Origin of the sequence: Nocardia sp. NPDC056541, from assembly GCF_042794235.1 — a bacterium.
Classification (GTDB): Bacteria; Actinomycetota; Actinomycetes; order Mycobacteriales; family Mycobacteriaceae; genus Nocardia.
On record NZ_JBHTUD010000027.1, the window covers coordinates 36,985 to 63,100 of the forward strand.

A 26,116-nucleotide genomic window follows, 5' to 3' on the forward strand; every position below is an offset into this window, starting at 1 on the left:
TTGCCCCGCTCTTCTCTCGCTCCTCGCGTCCCCCCCCCCCGGGGGGGCGCCCCCCGCCGCGCCCCCCCCCCCCCAGCCGCCCCCCCGGCCCCCCCCCCCCCCGCGGGGCCCCCCCACGACCTGCACGAAGAACTCATCGATCTGCCTGATCGCAGCGATGAACTGGTCGAGATCCACCGGCTTGGTGACGTAGGCGTTCGCGTGCAGTTTGTAACTGCGCAGAATGTCTTCCTCGGCCGCCGATGTGGTGAGCACGACCACGGGGATGTGGGACAGCTCCGGGTCGGCCTTGATCTTCTCCAGCACCTGCCTGCCGTCGTACTTGGGCAGGTTCAGATCCAGCAGGATCAGATCCGGCCGTGGGGCGTCGACGTGCGCGCCGGTGCGATAGATGAAGTCCAGCGCTTCCTGACCGTCCCTGACCACGTGCAGCGTGTTGCCGATCTTGTTGTCCTCGAAGGCTTCCCGCGTCATCAGTTCGTCGCCGGGGTCGTCTTCGACGAGCAGGATATCGACCGGCTGGGCGGGATCGGTCATGCGAATACCTCGTTCTCGATGGATGCGGCGGTGGTCGCGGGCGCTGCCGCCCGCAGGGTGAAGCACAGGCGGGTGCCGTCACGGTAGTCGGTGTCGAGCCAGATCCGGCCGCCGTGGAACTCCACGATCTTCTTGCACACGGCCAGTCCGATCCCGGTGCCGCCGTACGCATCTCGCGGGTGTAGACGCTGGAAGATGACGAAGACCTTCTCCGCGAATTCGGCCGCGACGCCGATTCCGTTGTCCGACACCGAGAACTCCCATTCCTCGGCGTCGTCGACGTTGGGCGCGCACGCCACCCGGACCACAGGGGTCAGGCCGGGCGTGCGGAATTTGATCGCGTTGCCGATGAGGTTCTGCCACAGCATGATCAACAGGGTCGGTTCCCCGAGGAGCTCCGGCAACGCCTCCGGGCGCTCGATCACGGCCTCGGATTCCTCGATGGTCGCCGACAAAGCGGCCATCGCCTCGTCCAGGGTCTGATCCAGGCCCACCGGCTCGGTGCCCTCCGACATCCGGCCGACGCGGGAGAAGGTGAGCAGGTCGTTGATCAGCACCTGCATGCGCTTGGCGCCGTCGACGGCGAAGTCGATGTACTGCTTGCCGCGCTCGTCGAGCTGGTCGCCGTAGCGCTTCTCGAGCAACTGGCAGAACGAGGCCACCTTGCGCAGCGGCTCCTGCAGGTCATGGGACGCGACGTAGGCAAACTGCTCCAACTCGGTGTTGGATCTGCGCAGTTCCTCGGCCTGGATGTCGAGATCCTGCTTCTGGCGCAGCAGTGCCGCCTCCTGGATGCGCGTGGAATCGAGCTCGGCGACGATGTGATGGCGCATGTTCTCCACCGCCTCGCAGACCAGCGCGATATCGGAAGGACCGACAGCCTCGATCTGCGCGTCGAACTCCCCCGCGGCTACCCGCCGCGACGACTCGGTGAGATAGCCCAACGGCCGTACCACCAGTCGCCGTACCAGCACGGTGAGCAGCACCCCGGTCAGCAGGAAGACCGCGACGATGCCCCACAGCACGATGTTGCGGGTGGTGCGTGCGCTTGCCAGCTCGGCGGAATCGCTGTCGACGACCGCGACGAGATGGTCGTTCTGCACCGCGAAGGTATCGCGCACGGCGTCGAAGAGCGCCTTTCGACGCACCGCTCCGGTGGCGGCGTCGAGACCGATGCCCGTGCGAGACGACACGGCCCCGGTCGCCGGATCGGTGAAGTCGGCCCGCCACTGCTGGGCGGCGAGGTCGACAGCGGCGAGGTCGGCGAGCAATCCGGGGTGGCCGACGAGCAGCTCCCGTAAGCGGTCCGCGGCGCGTGTCTGCTCCTGGCGCCCTCGGTCGTAGGGCTCGAGGAACTGCGGGTCCCCGGTGATGGCGTAGCCGCGGATGCCGGTCTCCTGATTCAGCAGCGCACCCTGCAGCCGATGGGCTTCGGTGGACGCGGGCAGAGTTTCGGCGAGCAGACGATCGGTGACCCGGCTGGTGTGCGCGATGACCTGCGCACCCGCCGCGGCACCGACGACCACCACCAGGATCATCAGCGCGAACACGAGCTGGAACCAGCCCTGTGCCGTCAGCTGACGGATCGACCCCGACCGAGCTGGTGCACTACTCGTCACGTCATCCGCCTCGTCACATCACTCCACCGCAAATACAGGATGGCCACATCGTCATCCAAACCGCCTGCCGCCGAGGAAAGCTCCGCCACCTGCCCGATCAGCGCGTCGACGAAGGACTCGGGCTGCCCGACGGGCAGTGTCTGTGCCAGTTCGAACAATCCGTCCTCGCCGAGGCGGGTGCTGCCGTCGCCGACGCGCCCTTCGAACAGTCCATCGGTGAACAGCATCAGCCCCGCCTCATCCGCCAGCGCCACCTCGTGCGCGGGCCACTGCGCGTAGCCCGGCACGAAACCCAGGGCCGGTCCGCCCGGCACCTCCACCCAGCTCAGTCCGGCACGGGTGCACGACAGCATGCCGGGGTGACCCGCGCGGCGTACCGACACCTGCCGGGTCGCCGGGTCTAGTACCAAGCTGGTAGCGGTGGCGAAGGTTTGCTGGTCGGCGCGTTCGGCGAGCAGCACTTCCTCGAGCAGGCTCAGTTGCCTGGCACCGGTGACACCGCTGAGCACCAGCGTGCGCCACGCCAGCCGTAATGCGACCCCGGTCGCCGCGGCGTCGGGACCGTGGCCGGAGACATCACCGATGATCGCGTGCACGATGCCGGTCGGGTCCTGGACCACGTCGTAGAAGTCGCCGCCGAGCAGTGAGTGGTCGCGGCCGGGCCGATACCGCGACACCACCTCCACTGTGGGGTCGGCACCCAACAGCGGGGTCGGCAACAGTCCGCGTTCGAGTCGGGAGTTCTCCTGCGCCCGCATCTGACTGGCCTGCAGGGCCGCGCTGGTGAGTTCGGCCTGCTTGCGCTGGATCGCGTAACGCACTGCGCGCCCGAACAATTCCGGATCCACCCGGCCCTTGACCAGGTAGTCCTGCGCGCCGGAGGCCAACGCGAACAGCCCGGTGCGCTCTTGGTCGAGCCCGGTCATCACCACGACGGGGACCTGATCGTTGCGGTCGCGGATCCCGGCCAGCGCCTCTAGTCCGTGCGCATCGGGCAGATGCAGATCGAGCAGCACGCAATCAGGGACGTCGGCGCGTAGGCGCTCGCCGGCCTCGGTCAGGGTGCGTACCCAATCCAGGTGCGGGCGCGGAGACAGATCGGCGACCATCTCTTCCACCAGCAAGGCGTCGCCGGGATCGTCCTCGACCAGCAGTATGCGGAGTTGACGTTGCGATCTGGGCCCGGCCGCGATGAGATCGGCGTTCAACGCGTCACTGCGCACCACGACCACCGCCGGCGCAGCCGAGAGTCGCCTGCTCGCGCCACATCAGACCTCCCCCTCCCCACCTGGACAGCACAAAACCCAGGGTGTGCACGAAAGCCTCCGATCACAGGCGCCCACGACGCGAACTGACTCCGCCGGCCGGTTGCTGGACCGAAAGGTAGTACCGGGGATGCTATCCGATTGCGCCGACACCCATGCCCACGCGGGATTTCGGCGTGGGCATGGACATCTTCGCCTATCGCACTACGTGCCCGGACTTGTGTGTCCGCGAGGTCGACCACCCTATCGAAGGCCACTCCGCCCCTGAGCTCATCGCCGGCTACCTCCACGGATCCGAAGGTTCGAGAGCGAATCGCCCGGCGTACTGCGCGCTAGCCGCATACTGCGCGCGAGCCGCTGAGGCTTGCCCGCCACGTCCGACTTGCACCCACACCGGCCGCCGACGGGCCTCGTTGTCACATATGTGGTGGCTGGAGGTGGTCCTTCGCGAACACCGCCGTCACGTAATCGACGAGGTGAAGACGGAGGGCGGAAGGCCAGTCTGCCGAGAGATCGTCGAGGTCCACACCGAGTGCCTTTTCGACTTCCTTCAACACGAAGGGAAGCGGGATGCTCTCGCGCGAACAAACCTGTACCGCGTACTCCAATTGATCCACGACATCGTGGAGATGAGCGGTCTCGCTGTCATAAGATTCAGCGCCATGAGCCGCAAAGCGGTATTCAAGATTTCGTGAAACCCGATCGCCGCCTGCGTCATCGCGCGATAGCGGGGTACCACTGATGTTCTCGTCCATCGATCCCCCTGTCGAAGTAGTTCCCCGTCAATGGTCGACCGTACCCGAATATTCGCAGAAAATGGAGGGCCAAACCGGACATCTTATAGCTAATTAGTAGCTAACATAACCGGGTTTGTGAGGCGTACCAAAGAGCATGTGATCTGCGCGAGATCGGCAGCCGGGCGCGAGGGCGGCCGTCTATCCGCGTGGTGCAGGGCGCTTCGGGCGGCCGTCACGACGCTTCCCACCTCGGCAAACGCCCAGTCTCGTCCCGGATACAGCAGTGCCGACAGGAACGTCGGCGAGATGCCGAGGCCGCGAGGTCAGCCCAGGTGAACCAGTGAGCCGATACGGCGCAGATATCCCGACCGGCCGAACGGAACCGTGTTGCGCTCGGCTTCGAGGAAGGCTGGCATCATTATCGCGGCCAGTTCTATAGCGTCCTTACGGTCGTGGCCGCTGTCGCAGTGTCGAAGCATTCCCCTGGAAACTCCGCAGCTTCGCGGTGTTGGTGTTGAGAATTTTCTGTCAAACACCGGAAAGCACCGGAATACTACGCCTGAACGGCCGGTCCGGGCGGTCGAAAATTCTTCATCCCCTGCCGCCGATGACCATACTGTCGACACTGCATCCAACTGTGAATTGACCTGCGGCACAGAACAACCCGATTACTCCGTCTCGAATATTCATACTGCGATACCCGCGCCCGGCAAATAGCTGGCTCGACATTTCACTACGGATGCGACAGGAATCTCCTATACACGTCATCCATGGACCCAGCGCCGGTCGACATGCAGTGCTGACGCACACGGCCCCGGCGGTTACACCTCTGCCGTCACGACGGATCATGTTCGCGACCGGATTCGATTCACAGCTGACGCGAAGCCTGATTTCATATCAACTCTCGCAATAGATGAATCAGGTTGCCCTGGACGACACACCGCCCCGCACAGGTGCGGGCCACAGAGGCGGCCGGTCGCGGTCGATCAGGCTTCCCTCCCTGCCCGACGCAGGCACCGTGGCATCGACGCAGGCGCCTACTCGTTCGCACCGCTGCGAACGACCCTTCGCCTCGATCTGCGCGAATCTCTGGCCGCCCTCCGAACCAGCACCAACCATGAAGGCGGAGATTCGTTGTCGCGACCCATCAACCCTAGGACGCCGCCATGACCGTCACAGACGAATACCTCAGCAACAACGCCACGTACGCAGCGCAGTTCAGCGGCCCGCTCCCGCTGCCGCCCAGCAAGCACGTCGCGGTGGTGGCGTGCATGGACGCCCGCCTCGATGTCTACCGCATCCTGGGCCTGCACGACGGTGAAGCGCACGTCATCCGCAACGCGGGCGGCGTGGTCACCGACGACGAGATCCGCTCGCTGGCCATCAGCCAGCGACTGCTCGGCACCACGGAGATCATCCTGATCCACCACACCGACTGCGGCATGCTCACCTTCACCGACGACGATTTCAAACGAGCGATCCAGGACGAGATCGGCATCAAGCCCACCTGGTCCGCCGAGGCCTTCGGCGATCTCGACGAGGACATCCGCAACTCGCTGCGCCGCATCGAACGCAGCCCCTTCATCACGCGCACCACCTCTCTGCGCGGATTCGTCTTCGACGTCGCGACCGGAAAACTGAACGAAGTACTCGACTGATCATCGGTGTGACTGCCCGAGTGGCCGAGATCAGATCCGCTGCTCGGGCTCCGACACAAGGCCCCAGATGAGCAAGCCCTCCCCCGCCGACGCGCGTCGCGTCGCGATCGTGACCGGCGCCGCGTCCGGTATCGGCCGAGCCACTGTCGAGTTGTTCGCCGAACGCGGGCACGACGTGGTCGCGGTGGATCTCTCCGAGCACGGCCTGACCGGATTCGGCGACGGCATCGTGACCCTGGCCGGCGACGTGTCCTCCGACGCGGTGAACCAGGCCGCGGTCGACGCCGCGCTGAGCCGTTTCGGCCGACTCGACACCATCGTCCTCAATGCCGGAACCGGCGGCACCCCGCCGCTCGAGGCCGCCGATGCGGTGCGCACAGCCGACCGCATCCTCGACGTGAACCTGCTCGGGCCGATTCGCGGGCTGCGAGCGGCGATTCCGGCATTGCGTCGGTCCGGGGGCTGCGCGGTGTTGACCGCATCGGTGGCCGGTTTGCGTGGCGATGCGGGAAACTGGGCCTACAACGCGTCCAAAGGCGCGTTGATCAACCTGGTCCGCGCGGTCGCGATCGACTATGCCGCGCAGGGGATTCGGATCAACGCCATCGCACCCGGGCTCACCCGCACCGGCATCACCGCCGCCGTACACCAGGACCTCGCACTGCTCGCCGCGATCGAACGCCGGATCCCACTCGGACGGTTCGCGGAACCACGTGAACAGGCGGAGGCGATTTGGTTCCTCGCCTCGCCCGCCGCCGGCTACATCACCGGCACCACCCTCGTCGTCGACGGTGGCCTCGACGCCAACCTGGGCATTGTGCCGCTGCCCGGCCAGTTCTGAACCAGCAGCGCCCATCCGATGTGCTGTCGACTGCTGCGATTCACCCTGTGGGACGCGCTGTTCCAGCAGGCGACAACCACATGGGCCGCTGACCAGCGGAATAGTCGCGTTCGGGATCGCCGATCGCGGTTGCTCGATAGGGTCGGCGCAACGATCGAGCTGGAAGGTGAACGTGGGAATCAAACAGCGGGCCACGGTGCAGATGAGCGCGGACGAGATCGCGCAGTTCCTCGACCGCAGCAGGGTGCTCACCTTGGCCACCCTCGATGCCGAGGGGAAACCGCATCTGACAGCGATGTGGTTCGGGCACCTCGACGGCAAGATCTACTTCGAGACCAAGGCGAAGTCGCAGAAGGCCACCAACCTGCGCCGTAACCCGACCCTCACCTGTATGGCCGAGGCGGGCGACACCTACGACCAATTGCGCGGCGTGTCGATCGAAGGAACAGCGCATCTGATCGAGGACCCCGCCGATGAGGAGTACTGGAACGCCGGAATCGACGTCTTCCGCCGCTACGTCGGTCCCTACACCGAGCAGGCTCGTCCGCTGGTCGAGTCCATGATGCACAAACGCATCGTCGTTCGGGTCGAGCCGACGCGGATCCGCTCGTGGGACCATCGCAAACTCGGTCTGCCCGCCATGCCGCTCGGCGGCAGCACAGCCGGCGTTCAACCCTGATCTGAGCCCTTCGGACGAGCACAATGAAGGGGTCCACCTCTCGACCGCATCCTGGAAGTCGTCTCCGGCAGGGTGATCGTCGCCGTACCGGAAGAACGGTAATCGAACGGAGAAACGCCGATGACCGACGCCGATTACATCGTGGTTGGAGCCGGTAGCGCCGGTTGCGCGGTAGCTCGCCGACTCGCGGAAAGTGGCGCGTCTGTCGTGCTGATCGAGGCTGGGCGCGCCGACGACAAAGGCATCGCCAAGATGCTCTTCCAGATTCCCGGCGCTATCAACGTCATGCACTCCACGCCGCAGTTGAAGAAGCTGTTCGACTGGGGTTCCAAGTCGACACCGCAACGCTGTGCGCTCGACCGCACGATCCCCATGACGCGCGGCCGGGTCCTGGGTGGTTCGAGTTCGGTCAACGGCATGCTCTTCGTCCGCGGCAACAAGAAGAACTTCGACGACTGGGCGGCCGAGGGCTGCGAGGGCTGGGACTACGCCGGTGTCCTTCCGTACTTCAAACGACTCGAAGATTGGGAGGGCGGCGCCAGCGAGCTCCGTGGTGGCGGTGGCCCGATCAAGGTCACCCGGAAGAGCGATCTCACCGAGGCGGCCCGCGCGTTCATGGCAGCGGCGACCGAGCGCCTGGGTGTGCCTGCCATCGACGACTACAACGCGGAAAGTCAGGAAGGCGTCGCGGTCTTTCAGCAGAGCGCCGCGAAGGGGTTGCGGTACTCCACCGCGCAGGGCTACATCCATGCGGATCCGCTCCCGAACCTGCTGGTTCTCACCGAGACGACGGTCATCAGGATCGTCATCAACGGCTCGCGGGCCACCGGCGTCGAGATCTCGGTCGAGGGCGGCAAGCAGATTGTGCACGCCTCGCGCGAGGTGATCCTCTCGGCGGGAGCGTTCGGGTCGCCGCAGATCCTCCAACTGTCCGGAATCGGTCCCGCCGAACACCTCGCGCGGCACGGTATCGCGGTGCACGCGGATCTGCCGGTCGGCGACAACCTGCACGACCACCTCTTCGTCCCGCTCTCGTACAACATGAAATCGGCGGTGCGTCGACCGACTCCGTCGTACTTCCTGCGCGGACTCCTCGCGGAGAAGCGCCGGCCAGGGAGCTCGTGGGCGGCCGGATCATCGTTCGAGTCCGTCGCGTTCGTGCGCACGTCGTTCGCCCAGGACATTCCCGACCTGCAGCTGCTCAGTCTCTACTGGGTCTACCCCTCGCCCAACCAGGACTCCGACAAGCGGGTCGTACCGCCGACGAAGAAGCCGGGGCAGAGTGTCTTCCCGACGCTGATCTACCCGGAGAGCCGGGGCACCGTCAGGCTCTCCTCGGCGGATCCGACTGCGGCTCCACTCATCGACCCCGGGTATCTGAGTGTGCCCAAAGATGCGGAAGTGCTGCTCGAAGGCATCGCGATGGTGCGCGAGATCATGGCGGGAACCGGCGACAACGCAGGCGAGATCAACCCCGGGGCCGAGTTCGCCGACGACGCGTCGCTGCGCGCGGAGCTGCCGAACCGAATTCACACCGTGTACCACCCGGTGGGCTCGGTGCGGATGGGAGTCGACGAGCGTGCGGTCGTCGATCCGACGTTGCGGGTTTCGGGCATCGACGGTCTGCGCGTCGCGGACGCGTCGATCATGCCGTCCATCATCGGCGGGAACACCAACGCGCCCTCGATCATGATCGGCGAGAAGTGCGCGGACCTGATCCTTCGACCCTGAGCGGTTCCGCATCGGTATACACGCGGTGGGCCTCTTGCCGAAGGGAGGACAATGGGCGGTGGGTTGACCAGTTCGTACGCACCGTCAGGAGCACGCGATGCTACACAGCCACCGAACGTTCTCCCACTTGCTGCACGATATGGGTGAGCAGTCTTTCGACGACCACCGAGTGCGTCATGCGGCCTGGGTCGCGCGATGGGTAGGCCACGGCGCCACCGCTCCCCTGCATCTCGATGACCTCACCGCCCTTGCCGAAGGTCTCGAGTCCCAAGCCCTGCCCGCCGGATCGGTGATGTTCTCGGCGGACCAACCGCCGAACGGAGTCTGGATCGTGCGGCAAGGGCAGGTCGAACTGTCCGTCGAGTCGGGCACACAGCGTGCGGTGGTAGGCATGTTGGGTCCTGGCGATGTCGACGGCGATATCGCGCTGGTGCTGGGGGTGCCACTGGCATACACCGCGCGCACGCTCGCCGAGGCGCAGTGCCTGTTCCTGCCTCAGCGCAATTTCGACACAGTGCTCACCACCCACCCCGAGATCGCTCGGCGCTGGATATCCACTGTGGTGCAACGGGTTACGACGGTCCAGACCCGGCTGACCGATATGCTCGGCCGCCCGCTCCCGGTCCAGGTGGCTCAATTGCTTCTCGACGAAGCCGTCGACGGGTCGGTGCAGCTGGATCAGCGCACGCTCGCCGCCATGCTCGGTGTGCGAAGCCCGTCGTTCCACAAGGTCATCGAGGAATTCGAGCGACACCGCCTGATCACCATCGGCCCAGGAAGCATCGGCATCGATGACGGCGACGGATTGCGGCAGCTCACAGCAAAACTTCACAGCCACTGAGCAGCCGGCGGGTGATGACAGGCCGAGACAATACCGGCCTGCGAAAAAACCTTTCCGCAGTTAACTATTCCGGATAGATATCTAATTGCGGATAATGATATTTTTGACACGCTTGGATTTGCGATTTCAACAACAGAAAGATGCGAGCGGGTTATATTTTCTGAACACCCATTTTTTAGCGGTTCGAACTCCCGTCTTACCGCTGCTCGACATTCCCTGGAGATCGCCATGATATCGACCTCTTCCCTGTTTCGTGCGGGCTTTATTGCCCCGGTCGCCATCGCTACCGTCTTTTGTTTGGCCGCACCGGTAAATGCTGCGCCCGTCAGCGTGAACTGGAGCTGCCGGGGCACGGTCCTCGGTATCGGCCAAACCTCGAGCATGAACACCTCGGTCACCGGCACCGCGCCGAGCTCGGCGGCATCGGGTTCCGCGGTGGCCATCACCATCACACCGGGCGCCTCGTCGGTGCCCAGTTCGGCTTCCGGATTCACCGTGAACAACATCAGCAACCTGAAGATGACCATTCCGACTCCGGCGAATTCGACGGTGGTCTCGGCTACCGCCTCCGGGGGCACCGTGGCGGGCACCGTGGCCACATCGGGCGGGAATGTCGTACTGACCGTGCCCGGCCCGATCGCCGGCGGCACCAGCTTCACCCCGCCGGCGGTGACCATCAACGTCACCGCCGGCGCCGCCGGAACACCGATCACCAGCAAGTACGCGGGGACCAGCTACACCAGTCCCGGTATGACCATGACGACCAATGTCTCCTTTGTCGGCAATGTCGCGACCTCGTGCTACCCGAACCCGTCCCCGACCCTGACCACCACAGCTGTCGTCTGAGCTCACCCAACGAGTGCCGCCGGATGATGACCGGTGTCCGCGCCGGCGGCCTGTGGTGAAGGGGCCGGACCGGGTTGCCTCAGCAGCCCGGCCCGGCCCCACCGACCCACACCCGACGGCAGCATCACCTGATAGTGGTTGCCCTGCTTACGGTTTGGAGCCGAGAAGTCACTTCGACCGAATTATCCGATGCGCAGTATCGCCTCGCCCGGTGTGTCGTACAGTGCATGTCCGGCACAGCCACGGCCGCTTCGATGACCGGAGCGGTGCCGCTTTCGTGATGTTCGTCAGCCGCGGTTCGGGCAGCCGGTCGATCGATGGACAGGAGCGCCCATGCCCACTTCGAGCACCTGGCCGCAATCCCTGCTGCCGCGCCCTGCGGCATCCATCGACTCCGCCGCGCGTCCCGGCTCCCCTGAACGGATCGCGGCGCTCAGCAACCGAGCAGGCCCTGATCGGTGACTTGTGCTGAGCGGTTCTCTGTTTCCAGTGATCGATGGGAAAGCCCGTGTGCCCGACAACAAGCGAACCCGCCCGGATCTCGGTCGAGCTCAAAAGGGCGCTGGAGTTCTACCACGGAAGCGTCGAGGACCTGGTCCGTGAATTGATCAGAGTGCTGGGCGTGAACGAGACCGATCGGCGTGCGCTGGAGATCGTCCTGCTCGAGGAGAAGTCCACGACGCCGGGCAGGCTGGCCGAGCGGCTCGGTCTCACCTCCGCCGGTGTCACGATCATGCTCAACCGGCTGGAGAAACAGGGCTACATCGCACGGTCGCTGCACCCGACCGATCGTCGTCGCGTCATTGTGATGGCCACCGAACTCGCGGCCGATCGCGTACAGGAACTCGTCGTTCCGATGATCGTCGAGAGCTACAAGATGTTGCTGAATTATTATGACGCCGCCGAACTGGAAATAATCGCCGACTTTCTCACCCGTGCGGGCGAACTGCAACGAATTCACCGGCAACGGCTGCGCGAGGTGGATCCCTACTCGCGCCCCTGAGAACAGCACGCCGGTCGGCGTATTTCGAGGGAGAAAGCAGGAATGCAATGCGCACCTTCGACAACAGCGAAGACCCGGTGGCCGAGCCTGTCACCGAGACCGAGCCTCGACCCCAGAATCCGCGACGGTGCGGCCACCCGCCCGCGGCGCGATCAACAGACCGGTTCCGGCGGCACGTGTCGCGTGCCGGGGTGGCGGCCGCGTTGGCGATGACGGTTATCGGGACAACGCTCGTGGTGCGGGCAGATTCGAGCCCACCGGCGCGGGCGAACAGCTCGGGGCCGTTCGCGGGCCAACCCACCGCACGATTTTCCGACTACAGTGCCGGCCGAAGCCAGTCCATCGCGACGATCACGAGCACAACAGCCGACAACCCGAGCGAGGTCGCCGTACCGGTCGACGTCCCGGGCGGCTACCCCACTACCGATACCGAGTCCGCCCAACCGGGCGCCGATTCCCCGAGCACGACCACTGCGACGGAAACGACGACAACCATACCGACGGAAACCGCGACGGCGAACTCGACGGTTGTTTCGGTGAGCGCGAGTTTCTCTGCCACGGCAAGCCTTTCGGTCCAGGACACCTCCGATGTGCCGGGCCCAGCTGCCGTCACCCCGACCCCGACCTCCACCGTGCCCGTCGCTATGACTCCGACTGACACGTCGACGATCACGGTGACAGCCGATCCGAGCACGGTGACGATGTCTGCTGATCCCTCGACCGTCACCGTCACTTCCACCACAGTGCCGGGCACCACCACGACGGCACCGCCCAGCACCACGACAACAACCGATCCGCCGAGTTCGACCACGACATCCCGGTCACCGGCGGCGCCGACGACCACATCGGCGCGGTCGACAACGACCACGTCGCCGACGACGACCATGCCCCCGCCCACGACGAAGCCGCCGCGTCCGACTCCATCGATCGCCCGCCCACCGGCCACCTCACCGAGGTGACGGCAGCGGGACGATCGGACCTGCCGCGCACGCGTAGCCGTCCGGTTCAGGTGGCGTCAGTGGCAGAACGCATCGACGCCGAGTATGCGAGGGTGGACGACATGACGGTAGAACGGTTCGAAGTGCAGCGGCAGGTCCCCGCGTCACCCTCGGAAATCTTCACACTGCTGTGTTCCCCCGAAGGGCACGTAGCGATCGACAGCTCGGGCATGCTGCAATCGGCGGAGGGCAAGCCCGTCACCGGCGTCGGCGACGAGTTCATCGTGCACATGGATCGTGAGTCCCTCAACGATTTCCCGATGGGCAAATACGACGTCACAGTGATCATCACCGAGTTCGAGCAGGACAAGCATCTCGAGTGGACGATCTCGGGCGCCATCCAACCGCCGATCGAGCACCTGTACGGATATCGCCTCGAGCCCAGCGACATCGGCACCCTGGTCACCTCGTACTACGACTGGAGCAGGATCGCGCCCCGCTACCGCGAAGCAGCTATCTTCCCGATCATTCCCGAGTCCGCGCTGCGGGCCACTCTCGGCATTCTCGCCCGCACCATCAAGAAATAACCCAGCGCCCCGAAAGGTAGCGCCGGGAACTCGGATCCGGATCGCGGCGCTAGGGTTTGCGGCCGACGCCGCCGACGATGCAGTTGCGGACGTCGGAGAGGGGGGTGAGGTGGGGGCCGTCGGACCACCAGTCGTCGCAGCGGACGAGGCCGGGTTCGACCATGTCGAGGGTGCCGAACATGGCTTGGATTTCGTCGCGGGTGCGGAAGCGGCCGCTACCCATCGGGCTGTGGATGAACTTCTCTTCCATTTTCCGGGCCAGCTCGCTGTATTCGGCGGTTTCCGGGTCGTGGAAGTGGGCGATCGCGACGAACGAGCCCGAGGGCAATGCGTCGATGTAGGTCTGCATGAGGGCGGGGCCGTCGTCGCCGAGATAGTGGTGCAGGGTGCCGATGTGGAACAGCGCCAGCGGGCGGGTGAAGTCGAGTTCGCGGCGGACCGTCTCGTTGCCGAGAACTTCCAGGGGTCGGAAGATGTCGGCTTCGGCGATGCGGGTGCGGCTGTTGCTGGCCAGTAATGCCTGCGCGTGGACGAGCACCGACGGGTCGTTGTCGACATAGACGACCTTGGACTGAGGGTTCACCCGCTGGACCACCTGGTGGGTGTTCTCCGCGGTGGGCAGACCCGATCCGAGGTCGAGGAACTGGTCGATGCCCGCCCTGGCCAGGAATCGGCAGGCGCGGATCAGGAAGTCACGGTTGGCCCAGGCCAGGTCGTTGACCTGCGGAGCGACGGTGCGGACCTGGTCCAGCACTGCGCGATCCACGTCGTAGTTGTCCTTGCCGTTGAGTGCGGCGTCGTAGACACGCGCGATACTCGCACGGGTGGTGTCCACCCCGACCGGAACAGCGCTGGGGTAGGCGGCAGAAGAATGCGACATCGGGAGCGCCTTTCGAGTATCGGAGCCAACTGGACGAATCAAGCCTAGAGCATCAGTTACTTTGGCAGACAAGCTATTCCGACTCCATCCGGGGCAGGCCGCGAGCGGGGTATCGGGAGTACCCGTATCGGTGGGCTCCTATTCATCCTGTGCCTCCGGTCCCAGGATCTGAGCATGATCCAGATGCTCAAACCAGCCCCGGTGCCCGATTCGGTGGTGGGCAGGCGGTCGATCGCCGTGCTCGTCGTCATCCTCACCGGCCAGTTCATGACGGTGCTCGACGGCTCCATCGTCAATGTCGCCATTCCGTCCATTCGGTCGAGCCTCGACACCGGTGGGGCCGCCCTGCAATTGATCGTCGCCGGGTATGTGATCGCGTACGCGGTGTTGCTGATCGGTGGTGCGCGCCTGGGCGATCGGTTCACGCAGCGACGCACCTTCATCGCGGGGCTGGCGGGGTTCACCCTGGCGTCACTCGCGTGTGGACTGGCATGGAACGAGCTGTCGCTCATCGTGTTCCGGTTCGGTCAGGGCATCGGGGCGGCCGCGATGGCGCCACAGGTGATGACGTTGATCCAGCGCACGTTCGCCGGGGCGGCGCGAGCCAGAGCCCTGAGTATCTATGCGGCGATCGTCTCCGGTGGCCTGCTGGCGGGCCAGATTCTCGGCGGATTGATCGTCGACGCCGATCTGGGCGGCACCGGTTGGCGTGGGGTGTTCCTGGTGAATGTGCCGATCGGCATCGCACTGCTGGTGCTGGCTCCACGTGTCCTCCCGGTCACCGTCGCCCGCACCGATCGAACGGTCGACGGGCTGGGCTTGGTGACGCTCACAGCCACCGTGTTGTTGCTGGTCGTGCCGCTGGTGCTCGGCCGGGAGCTCGGGTTTCCGCGGTGGTCGTGGCTGTGTCTCGGAGCGGGTGTGCTCGGGCTGGCGGCGTTCGTTGTGATCGAGCGGGCGGTCGCCGGGCGCGGCCGCGATCCCCTGTTCGCGCCGCAGGCGCTCGGCGCGCCCGGTCTGCTCGCGACTGCCGCCACCCTGCTCATGGTGATGGGGACCTTCGGCGGCTGGCTGTTCGTGAGCGCCATCCACATGCAGAGCGACCTCGGCTACAGCGCGCTGCGAGCGGGCATGCAGTTCTTGCCGATGGGTGCGGCGTTCGCCGTGGCCGGACTGTCCTGGCAGCGCGTTCCGGCCACGCTGCACGCGAGGATGATTCCGTTCGGGCTGGTGATGAGCGCGGCCTCGCTGGGCTGGCTCGCGTGGCTGCTGGGCGACGGCGCGGGTATCGGTATCGCGGCGTCGATCGCGTTCGGGGTCTTCGGTCTCGGTAACGGGCTGGCGTTCAGCCCGTTGATGACACGGGCATTGGCCGCGGTACCGGTGACACTCGCCGCCGACGCCAGCGGCATTCTCGTCACCAGCGTGCAACTGGGGACCGTGGTCGGGATCGCGAGCATCGGGTCGGTGTTCTTCGAACTGGTGGGAGCGACCGCGTCATCGGCGGCCGACGCGGTCGCGGTCGTGCATCTGATCTGCGCGGCGATCACGCTCGTCGCCGCCGTCTCGGCGGCACTGGCTGTGCGCGGGATCCGCCGCTGAGCGTGCTGATCGCGGCGCCACCGGTCCTGAGCTAGCGTGACACCATGCACGAGCTCAGGGCCGGTGACCTTTTCGCCGGCTATCGGATCGAGCGGGTGCTCGGGGCGGGCGGGATGGGGAGTGTGTACGCCGCCCGGCACCCGCGGTTGCCGCGTCTGGTCGCGGTGAAATTGCTGCACTCCTCGTATTCGGCGGATCCGGTGTTCCGGGGTCGATTCGAGCGCGAGGCCGATCTCGCGGGGCGCCTCGATCATCCGAATATCGTGGCGATCCACGACTGCGGAAACGAGGACGGGCGGCTGTGGATCGCGATGCAGTACGTCGCGGGCAGCGACGCGGAAACGGCGCTGCGCACAGGGGCTGTGGCACCGCGGCGGGCGTTGCACATCGCACGGTCGACGGCGGACGCGCTCGATTGCGCGCACACGGCCGGGCTCCTGCATCGCGATGTCAAACCCGCCAATATTCTGCTGAGCGAGAGCGCGGGCGGCAGCGGTGAGCGGGTGCTGCTCACCGATTTCGGCATCGCGAAGGCAGTCGACGAGGGCGCAGCGCTGACCGAGACCGGGACGTTGGTGGCGACGCTGCGCTACGCGGCGCCCGAACAGCTCGACGGGCGCACCGCGGGCGCGCGGTCGGACCAGTATTCGTTGGCGTGCACGCTGTTTCACCTGCTCGCGGGGCGCCCACCGTTTACCGCGACCCATGCGGGGGCGTTGATCGGTGCGCATCTGATGCAGCCGGTGCCGCGGATCAGCGAGATCGCGGCGGGCATGCCCGCTGCGATGGACGCGGTGTTCGCGCGCGCCCTCGCCAAGGATCCCGATCATCGATTCGCCAGTTGTGCGGCGATGGTCGCGGCGGCGTCCACGGCCCTGACCACCGGAACCGCTCCAGCTCGTCCGATGACCGGCCTCGTCGGACCGGCTCAGCCGATCGACCACCTGGTGCGAGGGCCACAGGTCAGCAGGGTGGGCCCAGACGCGGTAGCTGGGACCGGCGTCGCGGGCAACCCGACGTTCGGTGTCGGCAATCGGGCCGAGCTCGACACCGCCACTCGTGCTGGAGCGCGTCGCCGCAACGCCGGGTGGTGGGTAGCGGGCGCACTCGGGGCGGTCGCCATGATCGCGATCGGAACTGTAATCCTGTCGATCCGAGATTCCGGGAGCACCGGCGCCGTTCCGACGAGCGCAACGGTCGCGCCGACCACCACCGTCGACGCGTGGGCGGCGGCGCGGCCCACGATCGCGATGTTCCCCGACCTGCTGCCCGCGAGTCCCGACAGTGCGGGGTATCGGGAACTGCGGTGCAGTTTCGCGACGAAGAGCGCGGAGGCGATGTGGGATACGGGGTTCGACTGCACCGACCGCGAAGGCCTGCGCGTGCAGGTGATGGCGCACAAGGATTCCGGGACCGTCGGACGGTTCGTCGCGACCCTGCCCGCCGGGGCGACCCAGCAGCCGCGGTCGCGGTACGGCAGACCGCTGACCGTGCACAGTTTCAACGGCTCCACCGGACCATGGCTGCTGGTGCGATTCGACGCCGCGCCGTATTCGACTGTGCTGCTCCAGGTGTACTGGAAGGGCCACACCCATCAGGAGATGATCGACCAATGGTTGAGCACCGCACCTCTGTGACCGCACGACTGGCGCTGGGCTCGCTCGCCGTTCTGCTCGTCGGCTGCGGCACCGTCGAGGGCACCGCGACGCCGGGTGAGATCGACGTCCGCTCCCTCGGCGTGGGTAGTTATACGACGGCGCCCGCCGATATCGAGGCGGGCCGAAAGTCCACGGACGGGCCGATTCTGGAAGGGCTGCGGATGGCGGGCGCGGTGGTGTTGCCGCACGAGGTCGATCCGGTGCTGACCCACAGCTGGGGCACCGATGTCCTGGACACCCCGCGGCGGGCTGCGGACACCTCGGCGATCTCGAATATGAATCTTCCCGTGCTGGAACGGCATCGGATGATCGTGGCCTTCGACGTCGCCGAGGGCAGCCAAGCCTTCGACAAGGCGAGACCGGCGATCGAGACCGACGCGCGGATCACCAGGGTGGTGCTGGCGCGGTTTCCCGGCGCGAAGACCGCCGAGGAGGCGGCGCGGGAACTCGAGGCGACCGATTTCCGGGTGAGTCCGGACAATCAGCCGGTGTCGATCCCCGGTTACGCTGCCGCACACGCGCATTGGCGGCCCGGCATCAAGACGATCGGTGCCACCTTCGCCCACGGCGAGATCGTGGTGAGCATGTTCCTCCAGCATCCCTCGCCCGACATCGACGCGCTGGCCACACGCGTCGCGGCCGTCCTCGATGCCCAGATCCCCCTGCTCGACAAGTTCACCCCGACCGCGCCCGACCGGATCGCCGAGCTACCCCGCGATCCCGACGATCTGTTGCGCCGCACCCTGATTCCCGGCCCGGCCAATCAGCGGATCGCCATCTCCTCGCGCGAGTTCGCGGCGTGGACCGGCCGTGCGGGACTGCACTACCGCCCCACCGAACCCGCCGAGCTCGGCGCGGCGTGGGATCGCGGTGGCGTGGACAGCGTGGCGAATTCCTACAGCACCACGCTGTTCCGGTTCCGTGACGAGGCCGCGGCCCTCGCCTTCGGCACGACATGGCAGAACACACTCAGCGCGGCAGCGCATCCGGTCGCGGCGCCCGAGGGCCTGCCGCAGGCGCGGTGCGCGGAGCGGCGTGCGGGGAGTGCGCCCGCACTGACCCGCTGCTATGTGAGTTACCGGCGCTACGGCGCGTTCGTCAGCGGCGCCGAACCCGCCGGAGTTCGCCAGCAGGCCGCGGCACAGTACGCGCTGCTGGCGAACGCTCAGTAGTTCGGTGCTGGTCTAGATCAGAGCTGGGCTTCGATCGCCTGCACGACCTCGGCGGCATCGGGGGTCGTGCGCGGGCGGAACCGGCCCGCGACCGTGCCGTCGCGACCGACGAGGAACTTCTCGAAGTTCCACTGCACGTCGCCCGCCGCGCCCTCGGCGTCGGCGGTCTCGACCAGCGCGGCGTAGAGCGGGTGCCGGTCGTCGCCGTTGACATCGGCCTTGGCGAGCAGCGGGAAATCGACGCCGTAGGTGACCGAGCAGAATTCCTGGATCTCCTCGGCGCTGCCGGGCTCCTGGCCCATGAACTGGTTGCTCGGGAAGCCGATCACGGTGAAACCGCGCTCGCCGTAGGTCTTCTGCAGTTCCACCAGGGCGCCGTACTGCGGGGTCAGGCCGCACTTGGAGGCCACGTTGACCAGCAGTACCGCCCGCTCGCCCGCCAGCTCGCCCAGTGTGGTGTCCTCGCCCGCCAGGGTCTGCACCGCAATGTCTCGAATGTTCGCGCTCATCACATCACCACCAGATCTCGTCTATGTCGGTTCGATCGCCACCGTACCGGAGCCCGATCGGCGCGCAAGTGTCCCGCTCGGCGAGAGAATCTGTAACACGTTCTTGTTTTGTGACGCGGTTCACGGCACCATTCCTATGGATGGGCGGTGATGCCCGCACCCTGAGCACCGGAGGAAGCCCCGTGAGCGACCAGCCACATCGGATCGATACCGTCCGCCCGCTGCGCGCGAGCGAGGTGACGCAGTGGGATTTCGACGCCGATGTGGTGGTGGCCGGTTTCGGCATCGCCGGCGTGTGCGCGTCGATCGAAGCCGCGCGAGCGGGCGCGAAGGTGCTCATCCTGGAACGGACCGGCGGCTGGGGTGGCGCGGCGGCGCTGGCGGGCGGATTCGTCTACCTCGGTGGCGGCACACCGCTGCAGAAGGCACTCGGGTTCGACGACACCCCGGAGAACATGGCGGCGTTCCTCACCGCCGCGCTCGGACCCGGCGTCGACGAGGCGAAGATCAAGGACTACTGCGCGGGCAGCGTCGAGCACTACAACTGGCTCGTCGACTGCGGGGTGCCGTTCAAGGAGTCGTTCTGGGGCGAGCCCGGCTGGGAGCCCCCGCACGACGAAGGCCTGATGTACTCCGGTGGCGAGAACTCCGCACCGTTCCTCGACATCGCCGAACCCGCTCCGCGCGGCCACGTTCCGGAGCTGGCGGGTAAGAAGATCGGCGAGCGCAGCGGCGGCTACATGCTGATGAAGCCACTGGCCGACACCGTGGCCGAGCTCGGCATCGACGTCGAGTACGACACCCGCATCCGCCGGCTGGTCGTCGACGACGAGGACCGGGTGGTGGGCGTGCTGGCCACCACCTACGGCAAGCCCGTCACCGTGCGGGCCGCGCGTGGTGTCGTCCTGGCCACCGGCAGCTTCGCCTACGACACCGAGATGATCGACCGCTACACCCCGCGCCTGAGCGGCAGACCCGGCGCGGCCATCGAAGAACACGACGGCATCGGCATCCGGCTGGCTCAAGCGCTCGGCGCCGAGCTCGCGCACATGGACGCCAGCGAGGTGGCCATCTTCGGCGATCCGCAGATGATGGCGCGTGGCATCCTCGTCAACGGACGCGGCCAGCGCTACGTCACCGAGGACACCTATCCCGGCCGCATCGGTCAGGCGACGCTGTTGCAGAACGACAACCAGGCGTTCTTGATCATCGACGAGACCTCGCTGGAAGAGGCGCTCGCGACCGAGAGCGCCACCCCGTTCTTCCGCTTCCAGCCCAAGTGGGTCGCCGAGACGGTCGCCGAGCTCGAGGCCGAGATGGGCCTGCCCGCACAGACATTGCAGACCACCGTCGCCACCTACAACCAGCACGCCGAGCACGGCACCGACCCGCTGCTGGGCAAGAAACCCGAATGGGTGCGCCCGATCAAGGGGGCGCTGGCCTGTTTCGACCTGCGCGGGTTCACCGCCGGGTTCACCCTCGGCGGGCTGCGCACCGACCTGGATTCGCGGGTGCTGCACGTGAGCGGTGAGCCGATCGAGGGCCTGTTCGCGGCGGGTCGCTGCACGTCCGGCCTGTGCGCGTACGGCTACGTCAGCGGGGCCTCGCTCGGCGACGGCAGCTTCTACGGCCGTCGCGCGGGCAAAGCGGCGGCTGCGGGCTGAACCGCGGACGACCCACCGCACGGGTTCTGTCAGTACTCTGCTTGCAGCGTCACGCCCGACGACGAGTCCGGCTGGGCTCACGGTCTTTTCACGCCCGGGAGCAGGCGCGCCGAACGAAGACGCAATGCAGATCGGAGTTGGACAGTGCAAGCAGGTGGGACGTCCGCGGATTACGTGATCGTCGGCTCCGGATCCGCGGGGGCGGTGCTCGCGAATCGGCTCAGTGCCGACCCGGGCACCACGGTCGTGCTGTTGGAGGCAGGTCCGGCAGACGACGACAAGTTCGCCCACATCCCGGCCGCGTTCTCGAAACTGTTCCGCAGCGAGCGCGATTGGGACTATCTGACCGAGCCACAGCCCGAGCTCGGCGACCGGCAGATCTACTGGCCGCGCGGCAAGACCTTCGGTGGCTCGTCATCGATGAACGCGATGATGTGGGTCCGCGGCTTCCGCGCCGACTACGAGGAATGGGGGCTGCTGGCGGGCGAGAAATGGAATTTCGCCGCCGCGGTGGAGCAGTTCCGCAAGATCGAGAACGTCCAGGACGCACAGTTTCCCGACGAAGGTCCCAAGGGGCCCCAGCACGTACAGCGCCAGCGCAGCCCACGCGCGTCGACGCACGCGTTCCTCGAGGCCGCGCGGCAGGCCGGCCACGAGCTCGAATCGGCGAACCGGCCCGCGCCCGAGGGCTTCACCCAGACCATGGTGACCCAGCGCGACGGCAGGCGCTGGAGCACCGCCGACGGGTACCTGCGTCCGGCGATGAAGCGGGCGAACCTGACAGTGCTGGCCGAATCGCTGGCCACCCGGGTGCTGTTCGAGGGCACCAAGGCTGTGGGCGTCGAATACCGCAGCGGCGGGCAGACCCTCACCGTGACCGCCGATCGTGAGGTCATCCTGTGCGGTGGCGCGGTGAACAGCCCCCAGCTGCTACAGCTTTCGGGCATCGGCGATCAGGACGAGCTGAAAGAACACGGCATCGAACTGGTCGCGCACTCCCCCGAGGTCGGCGCGAACCTACAGGATCACCTCATCTCGGCGCTCGGCTACAGCGTGGACTCCGATTCGCTGTTCACCGCGGAGAAGCCCCTCGAACTGATCAACTACCTGGTCCGCCACCGCGGGATGCTCACCTCCAATGTCGGTGAGGCATACGGCTTCGTGCGCAGCGCGCCCGACCTCGAGCACCCCGACCTCGAGCTGATCTACGCTCCGGCGCCGTTCTACCACGAGGGTCTGGTCGAAGCCACCGAACACGGTGTGGTGCTCGGCGCGATCCTGCTCCGCCCGCGCAGTCGCGGCAAGATCAGCCTGGCCTCGGCCGATCCGACGGCCAAGCCGGTGATCGATCCCCGGTATCTGTCCGATGCCGAGGGCGCCGACCGGGCCGCGCTAACCGCCGGACTTCGGGTGTGTGCCGGGCTCGCCGCGCAGCCCGCGCTCAAGAGCGCGCTGGGCGCGCTGATCTACCCGCCCGAGGCACCCGAGGATCTCGAGGCGGCCATCGCGCTGACCATCGAACAGTTCTCGCACACCCTCTACCACCCGATCGGCACCTGCCGGATGGGCACCGATGCCGCCAGTGTCGTCGCCCCGGACCTGAAGGTTCGCGGCGTCGAGGGTCTGCGCGTCGCCGACGCCTCGGTGATGCCGCTGATCATCCGCGGCCACACCAACGCCCCCGCCATCTTCATCGGCGAACAGGCCGCGGACTTCATCCTCGCCGAGGCCTGACCCAGGTGCTGGTGGCGCGCGGGCACGGGCGCGCCACCAGCTGCCTCATGCTCCCGCGAGGCCCAGCGAAGCGGCCGCGAGCAGCAGGTACGGCAGCGGATAACCCAGATCCGCGTACTGGCGCGCCCGCAACACGGTGAATTCGGCGGCGACGAAATACAGCACGAGCCCGGCCGCGGCTGCCACCGCCAGCGGCCGATAGGCCAGACCGGCGAGCAGACCGAGTCCACCCGCCGCCTTGATCAGGGCCAGCGGCGTGAGCGTCCAGGGCGCGATGCCGTAGTGGCGCATGTTCTCGCGTACCCAGTCGGCGCGAACGACGTCGATCAGGGCAGCTGCCAAGGCGGCGACGGCCGCGAGCACGGTGACGACGAGATAGGTGGTGTGCATCGGATCAGATCCTCCGGTTTCGGTGATCGGCGCCTCTGTCATCGTGGAGACAGCCGCCGTGATGGGACAGCGAGTGCCGTCCTCGGATAGACGACCGGCGCGAGCGAAAGGTGACCGATGCGCACTGACCGGACCGAAGTGTCGGCGCGCGCGTTCGAACAACGGCGCGACCGCCTGCGTGGCGTGGCCTTTCGGATGCTGGGTTCGGGAGCCGAAGCCGAGGACGCGGTACAGGAGGCGTGGTTGCGCTTGGCCGGGACCGATACCGAGATCGCCGATCTCGACGGCTGGCTCACCACGGTGGTATCGCGGATCTGCCTCGATATGCTGCGCGTCCGTACCCGTCGCGCCGAGATAGCGTCCCCCGGGACTTCCGTTCCGGTGGCGACGGGCGCGGGTGTGGATCCCGAAGCCGAAGCGGTGCGGGCGGATTCCGTCGGGCGGGCGCTGCTGGTCGTTCTCGACACGTTGGGCCCCGAGGAACGTGTCGCTTTCGTGCTGCACGATCTGTTCGCGGTGCCCTTCGCCGAGATCGCGCCGATGCTCGGGCGCACGCCGGCCACCACCAAGAAACTCGCGAGCCGGGCCCGGCTGCGTGTGCACGCGCCCGCCCGGGTCGAGCCGGCGGAACTACTCGCGCATCAGACCGCGGTGACGGCTTTTGTGCAGGCTGCTCGCGAGGGCGATCTCGGCGGACTGCTCGCGGTGCTCGCACCCGACGTGGTGCGAACCGCCGACCCGGCGGCGCTCTCGCCCGGAATGGCCCTGGTCGTGCGCGGCGCCCGTGCCGTGGCCGACGGCGCTCTCGCGTTGCGGCGGCGCTCGCGCGAAGCGGTGCTGGTGCTCGTCGACGGCAGGCCCGGCCTGGTGGTGCCGGGAGCCGACGGACCGGATTTCGTGGTGACGTTCCTCGTGCGCGGTGGGCGCATCGCGGCTTACGACGTGGTGGCCGCGCCAGCTCGGTTGGCCGCGCTCACCCTGTCGCTGCTGCCCTGATCAAAACCCGCGAACGCCCGGATTCCGCGTTTTTGCACTCGATGCAATGTTGCGGTCACTGCGTCGATCGCGGTCAGAGGGCGGGAACGCGGGCGAATCCCAACGGTGGAGTCGGCACGGGGCCCGAACGGAGTTCGTGGCGGAAGTCCGGGAGCAACGGCAGCATGTCGACATTGCGAGCGGCGTAGCAGCGCACCATCGGCAGCGCTCGCGAGACCTCCGCGCGTTCGACCGGCTCGGCGTCCACGAACGCGAGGGAGTCCAGACCCAGGCCGAGGGTGCCTGCGATGCGGACGATCGAGGCGGACTTGCGCCCCCAGCCCACCTCGACCGCCGAGAACATCTCGTACAGACCGTGGCGGTACAGCGTGTGCATGGTTCTGGCTCGGTCACCGCGTGCGGCGACAGCATGGAGCACACCGCGCTCGCTCAGTTTCGTCAGCGTGCGCAGTGCCGGTGGGCGCGGCGTGGTGCCGGTCTCGTCGTGGACGACACCCTCCCACAGGGTCTCGTCCAGTTCCCAGACCAGACAACGGACGGCAGGTCGCATGGCGCTGAACTCTACAACCACTGATAGCTAAGAACCAGACTTGTGATCCGTCACTACGGCGACCGCCAGGGCTGGGCCCCCTACCCAGAACCTGACAATCCATTCCGGTTTCCTTTGTCGTTCGTTAGGGTGGGGTTCGCTGGACAGCGGGGGGTACAGCCGAAACTGGCGAAGGGAACACAGATGTCCGTCCACAATCCACCCCGACCGTCGCTGACCGTCTCGGGCAAGCCGATGTCGTTGCCACTCAAGGACGTTCGCGCACTCTCGCGGCAGATGGTCGGCCATTTCGTCGCTACCGTCGCACCCTGCGGGACGCTACCCGGTGACGCCATCTCCGGCGATGTCACCACGATCACCCGGATCTGCCTGGAATTCGCGGTCGGCATGCTCGACGGGCGTGATGTCCCGAGCCAGCTACAGCGCCTGCAGGACGCGGCCAGCGCGTGGGCCCGGGAGGGCGTACCGATCGACACGATCCACCACTCGATCGCCGAGGGCTTCAAAATCGGCCTCGACCTGGTGGTATCGAGCGCGTCGGGCAAGGATTTCGACAGCCTGGTCGGCGGCGTCAAGGTCGTGATGGAACTACTCGACACCATCACCGCCCAGATCTCGCTGGCCTACGTGCGCGAGCTGCGCGGCGTGGTGAGCGAGCACCACACCGCCGTGCACACCCTCACCTCCGCCCTGCTCGGCGGGCACAGCACCTCGACGATGGCCCGCGAATGCGGCATCACCATCGCCGAGACCTACGCGGTCTTCGCCCTGGCTATCCCCCAGCACCGCGAGGAAGCCAACCCGGCACTGGACTCGAAGGTCGTCGCCCGCCGCAAGTTGCGCCGGGTACAAGCCGAACTGGCCAAGCGCTGCGGCGACTCGGCACTGTCGCTGCTCAGCGTCGACGGCGGGACGGTGCTGATCCCCGCCAACGCCTTCGACCGCGAGGGTTTGACCGCGCTCGTCGCCCAGCTCTCCCAGGCGGCCCAGGTCGGCATCACCGCCGCGATGGTCGAAACGAGCACCACCGGGGTTCCCGATGCCGCCGATCAGGCCCACGAGTTGCTGGACATGGTGCAGCGGCTCGAGGTGACCTCGGGTCTGTACCGCTTCGACGAGCTCGCCCTGGAATACCAGCTGACCCGTCCCGGGCCCGGCCGCGAATTCCTCGGCTCGCTGCTGGATCCGCTGGATCAGTACCCCGAGCTGCTCGAGACCCTGCAGCGTCACATCGCCAACAACCTCAACCGGCAGCGCACCGCTCGCGTGCTGCACGTGCACACCAATACGGTCGACTACCGGCTCAAGCGGATCGGCCAGCTCACCGGCTTCGATCCGACTCAGCCTTCGGGGCTGTGGTACCTGCGTTCCGCGCTCGTCGCGCGCAGTTACCGGTCCGTTCCGGCCTGATCCCCGACACGACGAAGGCGCTGCCCACCATGGTGGGCAGCGCCTTCGTCGTGCTCAGTGCGGGCGGGTCAGAGCGAGCCGCCGCCACCGACCAGCCACGGGTTGAACGCGCAGGTCAGCTGCGGGTTCTGCACCGGGTCGAGCGCGCGAAGCGCGATCGAGAGGGCGCGCGGTGAGTACATCATCGTCAGGTGATCGGAGATGTCCTGCTCGCACCCTTCCTGCAGCACAACGTTGTTGACCGTCGAGCCGGGGCCCTGGTCGAGGAA

At 66.9% G+C, this 26,116-nt stretch carries 25 protein-coding genes and 2 pseudogenes; 16 read left to right on the plus strand and 11 right to left on the minus strand.

Annotation, left to right across the window (positions count from 1 at the left end):
- Positions 1-102 precede the first annotated feature (102 nt).
- From ACFQ9R_RS31725 to ACFQ9R_RS31740, 4 genes and pseudogenes are all read right to left on the minus strand, one after another.
- Positions 103-537: pseudogene (locus ACFQ9R_RS31725) on the minus strand (response regulator); the annotation flags it as partial.
- Positions 534-2,156, minus strand: a complete 1,623-nt coding sequence (locus tag ACFQ9R_RS31730) for a CHASE3 domain-containing protein (protein WP_378995995.1) — start codon at positions 2,154-2,156, stop codon at positions 534-536. The pseudogene ACFQ9R_RS31725 and the gene ACFQ9R_RS31730, both read right to left, overlap by 4 nt.
- The gene (locus ACFQ9R_RS31735) at positions 2,153-3,379 is read right to left on the minus strand and encodes a PP2C family protein-serine/threonine phosphatase (RefSeq protein WP_378995997.1); all 1,227 of its coding nucleotides are present in this window, start codon (positions 3,377-3,379) and stop codon (positions 2,153-2,155) included. Before ACFQ9R_RS31735 ends, ACFQ9R_RS31730 begins: the two co-directional genes overlap by 4 nt.
- Before the next feature lie 458 nt (positions 3,380-3,837).
- Entirely contained in the window at positions 3,838-4,176 is a 339-nt protein-coding gene (locus tag ACFQ9R_RS31740; RefSeq protein ID WP_378995999.1) for a hypothetical protein, read from the minus strand.
- Positions 4,177-5,324: 1,148 nt separating this feature from the next.
- Between ACFQ9R_RS31740 and ACFQ9R_RS31745 the strand changes: the two genes are divergently transcribed.
- The 5 genes from ACFQ9R_RS31745 (at position 5,325) to ACFQ9R_RS31765 (ending at position 9,908) form a co-directional block, all read left to right on the plus strand.
- Positions 5,325-5,816 (plus strand): beta-class carbonic anhydrase, encoded by a 492-nt coding sequence (locus ACFQ9R_RS31745; protein WP_378996001.1) that lies wholly within the window; start codon positions 5,325-5,327, stop codon positions 5,814-5,816.
- A gap of 67 nt (positions 5,817-5,883) precedes the next feature.
- On the plus strand, positions 5,884-6,657 hold the full coding sequence (locus ACFQ9R_RS31750; RefSeq protein WP_378996003.1) for an SDR family NAD(P)-dependent oxidoreductase: 774 nt from the start codon (positions 5,884-5,886) through the stop codon (positions 6,655-6,657).
- A gap of 172 nt (positions 6,658-6,829) precedes the next feature.
- The gene (locus ACFQ9R_RS31755; RefSeq protein ID WP_378996005.1) at positions 6,830-7,336 is read left to right on the plus strand and encodes a pyridoxamine 5'-phosphate oxidase family protein; all 507 of its coding nucleotides are present in this window, start codon (positions 6,830-6,832) and stop codon (positions 7,334-7,336) included.
- 120 nt (positions 7,337-7,456) lie between these two features.
- A complete protein-coding gene (locus tag ACFQ9R_RS31760; RefSeq protein ID WP_378996007.1) occupies positions 7,457-9,067 on the plus strand; it encodes a GMC family oxidoreductase in 1,611 nt (536 codons plus the stop codon).
- A gap of 139 nt (positions 9,068-9,206) precedes the next feature.
- Positions 9,207-9,908: a Crp/Fnr family transcriptional regulator gene (locus ACFQ9R_RS31765; protein ID WP_378996009.1), complete on the plus strand. Its 702-nt coding sequence runs from the start codon at positions 9,207-9,209 to the stop codon at positions 9,906-9,908.
- Here the strand turns inward: ACFQ9R_RS31765 and ACFQ9R_RS31770 are convergent.
- A complete protein-coding gene (locus ACFQ9R_RS31770) occupies positions 9,896-10,435 on the minus strand; it encodes a hypothetical protein (RefSeq protein WP_378996011.1) in 540 nt (179 codons plus the stop codon). The two genes, ACFQ9R_RS31765 and ACFQ9R_RS31770, sit on opposite strands and share 13 nt — an antisense overlap.
- On the opposite strand from ACFQ9R_RS31770, the gene ACFQ9R_RS31775 reads away from it, so the two are divergent.
- The 3 genes from ACFQ9R_RS31775 to ACFQ9R_RS31785 all read left to right on the plus strand — a co-directional run bounded on the left by ACFQ9R_RS31775 (position 10,428) and on the right by ACFQ9R_RS31785 (position 11,757).
- Positions 10,428-10,754 carry a hypothetical protein gene (locus ACFQ9R_RS31775; RefSeq protein ID WP_378996014.1) on the plus strand — a complete coding sequence of 109 codons (327 nt, stop codon included), beginning with the start codon at positions 10,428-10,430 and terminating at the stop codon, positions 10,752-10,754. The two genes, ACFQ9R_RS31770 and ACFQ9R_RS31775, sit on opposite strands and share 8 nt — an antisense overlap.
- A 333-nt stretch (positions 10,755-11,087) precedes the next feature.
- Entirely contained in the window at positions 11,088-11,216 is a 129-nt protein-coding gene (locus tag ACFQ9R_RS31780; RefSeq protein WP_378996016.1) for a hypothetical protein, read from the plus strand.
- Between the two features lie 34 nt (positions 11,217-11,250).
- Complete coding sequence (locus ACFQ9R_RS31785) at positions 11,251-11,757, plus strand: MarR family winged helix-turn-helix transcriptional regulator (protein ID WP_378996018.1); 507 nt, start codon at positions 11,251-11,253, stop codon at positions 11,755-11,757.
- A gap of 412 nt (positions 11,758-12,169) precedes the next feature.
- Here the strand turns inward: ACFQ9R_RS31785 and ACFQ9R_RS31790 are convergent, their stop codons facing one another.
- Positions 12,170-12,703: a hypothetical protein gene (locus tag ACFQ9R_RS31790; protein WP_378996020.1), complete on the minus strand. Its 534-nt coding sequence runs from the start codon at positions 12,701-12,703 to the stop codon at positions 12,170-12,172.
- 114 nt (positions 12,704-12,817) lie between these two features.
- Between ACFQ9R_RS31790 and ACFQ9R_RS31795 the strand changes: the two genes are divergently transcribed.
- Positions 12,818-13,282, plus strand: coding sequence for a polyketide cyclase (locus ACFQ9R_RS31795; RefSeq protein ID WP_378996022.1), 465 nt, complete (start codon positions 12,818-12,820; stop codon positions 13,280-13,282).
- Positions 13,283-13,331: 49 nt separating this feature from the next.
- Here the strand turns inward: ACFQ9R_RS31795 and ACFQ9R_RS31800 are convergent, their stop codons facing one another.
- A complete protein-coding gene (locus ACFQ9R_RS31800; protein WP_378996024.1) occupies positions 13,332-14,162 on the minus strand; it encodes an SAM-dependent methyltransferase in 831 nt (276 codons plus the stop codon).
- A 183-nt stretch (positions 14,163-14,345) separates the two neighbouring features.
- On the opposite strand from ACFQ9R_RS31800, the gene ACFQ9R_RS31805 reads away from it, so the two are divergent.
- From ACFQ9R_RS31805 to ACFQ9R_RS31815, 3 genes are read left to right on the plus strand one after another with little or no spacing between them, the layout of a single operon-like run.
- Entirely contained in the window at positions 14,346-15,764 is a 1,419-nt protein-coding gene (locus ACFQ9R_RS31805) for an MFS transporter (protein WP_378996026.1), read from the plus strand.
- Positions 15,765-15,808: 44 nt separating this feature from the next.
- Positions 15,809-17,401: a protein kinase gene (locus tag ACFQ9R_RS31810; protein ID WP_378996028.1), complete on the plus strand. Its 1,593-nt coding sequence runs from the start codon at positions 15,809-15,811 to the stop codon at positions 17,399-17,401.
- Positions 17,398-18,594 (plus strand): hypothetical protein, encoded by a 1,197-nt coding sequence (locus ACFQ9R_RS31815; protein ID WP_378996030.1) that lies wholly within the window; start codon positions 17,398-17,400, stop codon positions 18,592-18,594. Before ACFQ9R_RS31810 ends, ACFQ9R_RS31815 begins: the two co-directional genes overlap by 4 nt.
- 17 nt (positions 18,595-18,611) lie before the next feature.
- Here the strand turns inward: ACFQ9R_RS31815 and ACFQ9R_RS31820 are convergent, their stop codons facing one another.
- Positions 18,612-19,103 carry a glutathione peroxidase gene (locus tag ACFQ9R_RS31820; RefSeq protein WP_378631375.1) on the minus strand — a complete coding sequence of 164 codons (492 nt, stop codon included), beginning with the start codon at positions 19,101-19,103 and terminating at the stop codon, positions 18,612-18,614.
- A gap of 182 nt (positions 19,104-19,285) precedes the next feature.
- Between ACFQ9R_RS31820 and ACFQ9R_RS31825 the strand changes: the two genes are divergently transcribed.
- Together ACFQ9R_RS31825 and ACFQ9R_RS31830 are read left to right on the plus strand one after the other, a co-directional pair.
- Positions 19,286-20,767: an FAD-dependent oxidoreductase gene (locus ACFQ9R_RS31825; RefSeq protein WP_378631374.1), complete on the plus strand. Its 1,482-nt coding sequence runs from the start codon at positions 19,286-19,288 to the stop codon at positions 20,765-20,767.
- Between the two features lie 144 nt (positions 20,768-20,911).
- The gene (locus ACFQ9R_RS31830; RefSeq protein WP_378996032.1) at positions 20,912-22,501 is read left to right on the plus strand and encodes a GMC family oxidoreductase; all 1,590 of its coding nucleotides are present in this window, start codon (positions 20,912-20,914) and stop codon (positions 22,499-22,501) included.
- 45 nt (positions 22,502-22,546) lie between these two features.
- Here ACFQ9R_RS31830 and ACFQ9R_RS31835 read toward each other — a convergent pair whose 3' ends face one another.
- Entirely contained in the window at positions 22,547-22,891 is a 345-nt protein-coding gene (locus ACFQ9R_RS31835; protein WP_378996034.1) for a DoxX family protein, read from the minus strand.
- 117 nt (positions 22,892-23,008) lie between these two features.
- On the opposite strand from ACFQ9R_RS31835, the gene ACFQ9R_RS31840 reads away from it, so the two are divergent.
- The gene (locus tag ACFQ9R_RS31840) at positions 23,009-23,887 is read left to right on the plus strand and encodes a sigma-70 family RNA polymerase sigma factor (protein ID WP_378996037.1); all 879 of its coding nucleotides are present in this window, start codon (positions 23,009-23,011) and stop codon (positions 23,885-23,887) included.
- Positions 23,888-23,960: 73 nt separating this feature from the next.
- On the opposite strand, the gene ACFQ9R_RS31845 is transcribed toward ACFQ9R_RS31840, so the two are convergent.
- The gene (locus ACFQ9R_RS31845; protein WP_378631370.1) at positions 23,961-24,437 is read right to left on the minus strand and encodes an HAD-IIIC family phosphatase; all 477 of its coding nucleotides are present in this window, start codon (positions 24,435-24,437) and stop codon (positions 23,961-23,963) included.
- A gap of 183 nt (positions 24,438-24,620) precedes the next feature.
- On the opposite strand from ACFQ9R_RS31845, the gene ACFQ9R_RS31850 reads away from it, so the two are divergent.
- Positions 24,621-25,847, plus strand: coding sequence for a PucR family transcriptional regulator (locus tag ACFQ9R_RS31850; RefSeq protein WP_378631369.1), 1,227 nt, complete (start codon positions 24,621-24,623; stop codon positions 25,845-25,847).
- A gap of 68 nt (positions 25,848-25,915) precedes the next feature.
- Here ACFQ9R_RS31850 and ACFQ9R_RS31855 read toward each other — a convergent pair.
- Positions 25,916-26,116, minus strand: a pseudogene (locus ACFQ9R_RS31855) (lipase); the annotation flags it as partial.

Coding starts and splice junctions, on each gene's coding strand:
- ACFQ9R_RS31850 (WP_378631369.1), top strand. CDS start 24,621: ATGTCCGTCCACAATCCACCCCGACCGTCGCTGACCGTCTCGGGCAAG.
- ACFQ9R_RS31800 (WP_378996024.1), bottom strand. CDS start 14,162: ATGTCGCATTCTTCTGCCGCCTACCCCAGCGCTGTTCCGGTCGGGGTG.
- ACFQ9R_RS31760 (WP_378996007.1), top strand. CDS start 7,457: ATGACCGACGCCGATTACATCGTGGTTGGAGCCGGTAGCGCCGGTTGC.
- ACFQ9R_RS31785 (WP_378996018.1), top strand. CDS start 11,251: ATGGGAAAGCCCGTGTGCCCGACAACAAGCGAACCCGCCCGGATCTCG.
- ACFQ9R_RS31765 (WP_378996009.1), top strand. CDS start 9,207: ATGGGTGAGCAGTCTTTCGACGACCACCGAGTGCGTCATGCGGCCTGG.
- ACFQ9R_RS31745 (WP_378996001.1), top strand. CDS start 5,325: ATGACCGTCACAGACGAATACCTCAGCAACAACGCCACGTACGCAGCG.
- ACFQ9R_RS31805 (WP_378996026.1), top strand. CDS start 14,346: ATGCTCAAACCAGCCCCGGTGCCCGATTCGGTGGTGGGCAGGCGGTCG.
- ACFQ9R_RS31780 (WP_378996016.1), top strand. CDS start 11,088: ATGCCCACTTCGAGCACCTGGCCGCAATCCCTGCTGCCGCGCCCTGCG.
- ACFQ9R_RS31820 (WP_378631375.1), bottom strand. CDS start 19,103: ATGAGCGCGAACATTCGAGACATTGCGGTGCAGACCCTGGCGGGCGAG.
- ACFQ9R_RS31795 (WP_378996022.1), top strand. CDS start 12,818: ATGACGGTAGAACGGTTCGAAGTGCAGCGGCAGGTCCCCGCGTCACCC.
- ACFQ9R_RS31770 (WP_378996011.1), bottom strand. CDS start 10,435: ATGGTCATCTTCAGGTTGCTGATGTTGTTCACGGTGAATCCGGAAGCC.
- ACFQ9R_RS31750 (WP_378996003.1), top strand. CDS start 5,884: ATGAGCAAGCCCTCCCCCGCCGACGCGCGTCGCGTCGCGATCGTGACC.
- ACFQ9R_RS31840 (WP_378996037.1), top strand. CDS start 23,009: ATGCGCACTGACCGGACCGAAGTGTCGGCGCGCGCGTTCGAACAACGG.
- ACFQ9R_RS31740 (WP_378995999.1), bottom strand. CDS start 4,176: ATGGACGAGAACATCAGTGGTACCCCGCTATCGCGCGATGACGCAGGC.
- ACFQ9R_RS31810 (WP_378996028.1), top strand. CDS start 15,809: ATGCACGAGCTCAGGGCCGGTGACCTTTTCGCCGGCTATCGGATCGAG.
- ACFQ9R_RS31775 (WP_378996014.1), top strand. CDS start 10,428: ATGACCATTCCGACTCCGGCGAATTCGACGGTGGTCTCGGCTACCGCC.
- ACFQ9R_RS31835 (WP_378996034.1), bottom strand. CDS start 22,891: ATGCACACCACCTATCTCGTCGTCACCGTGCTCGCGGCCGTCGCCGCC.
- ACFQ9R_RS31845 (WP_378631370.1), bottom strand. CDS start 24,437: ATGCGACCTGCCGTCCGTTGTCTGGTCTGGGAACTGGACGAGACCCTG.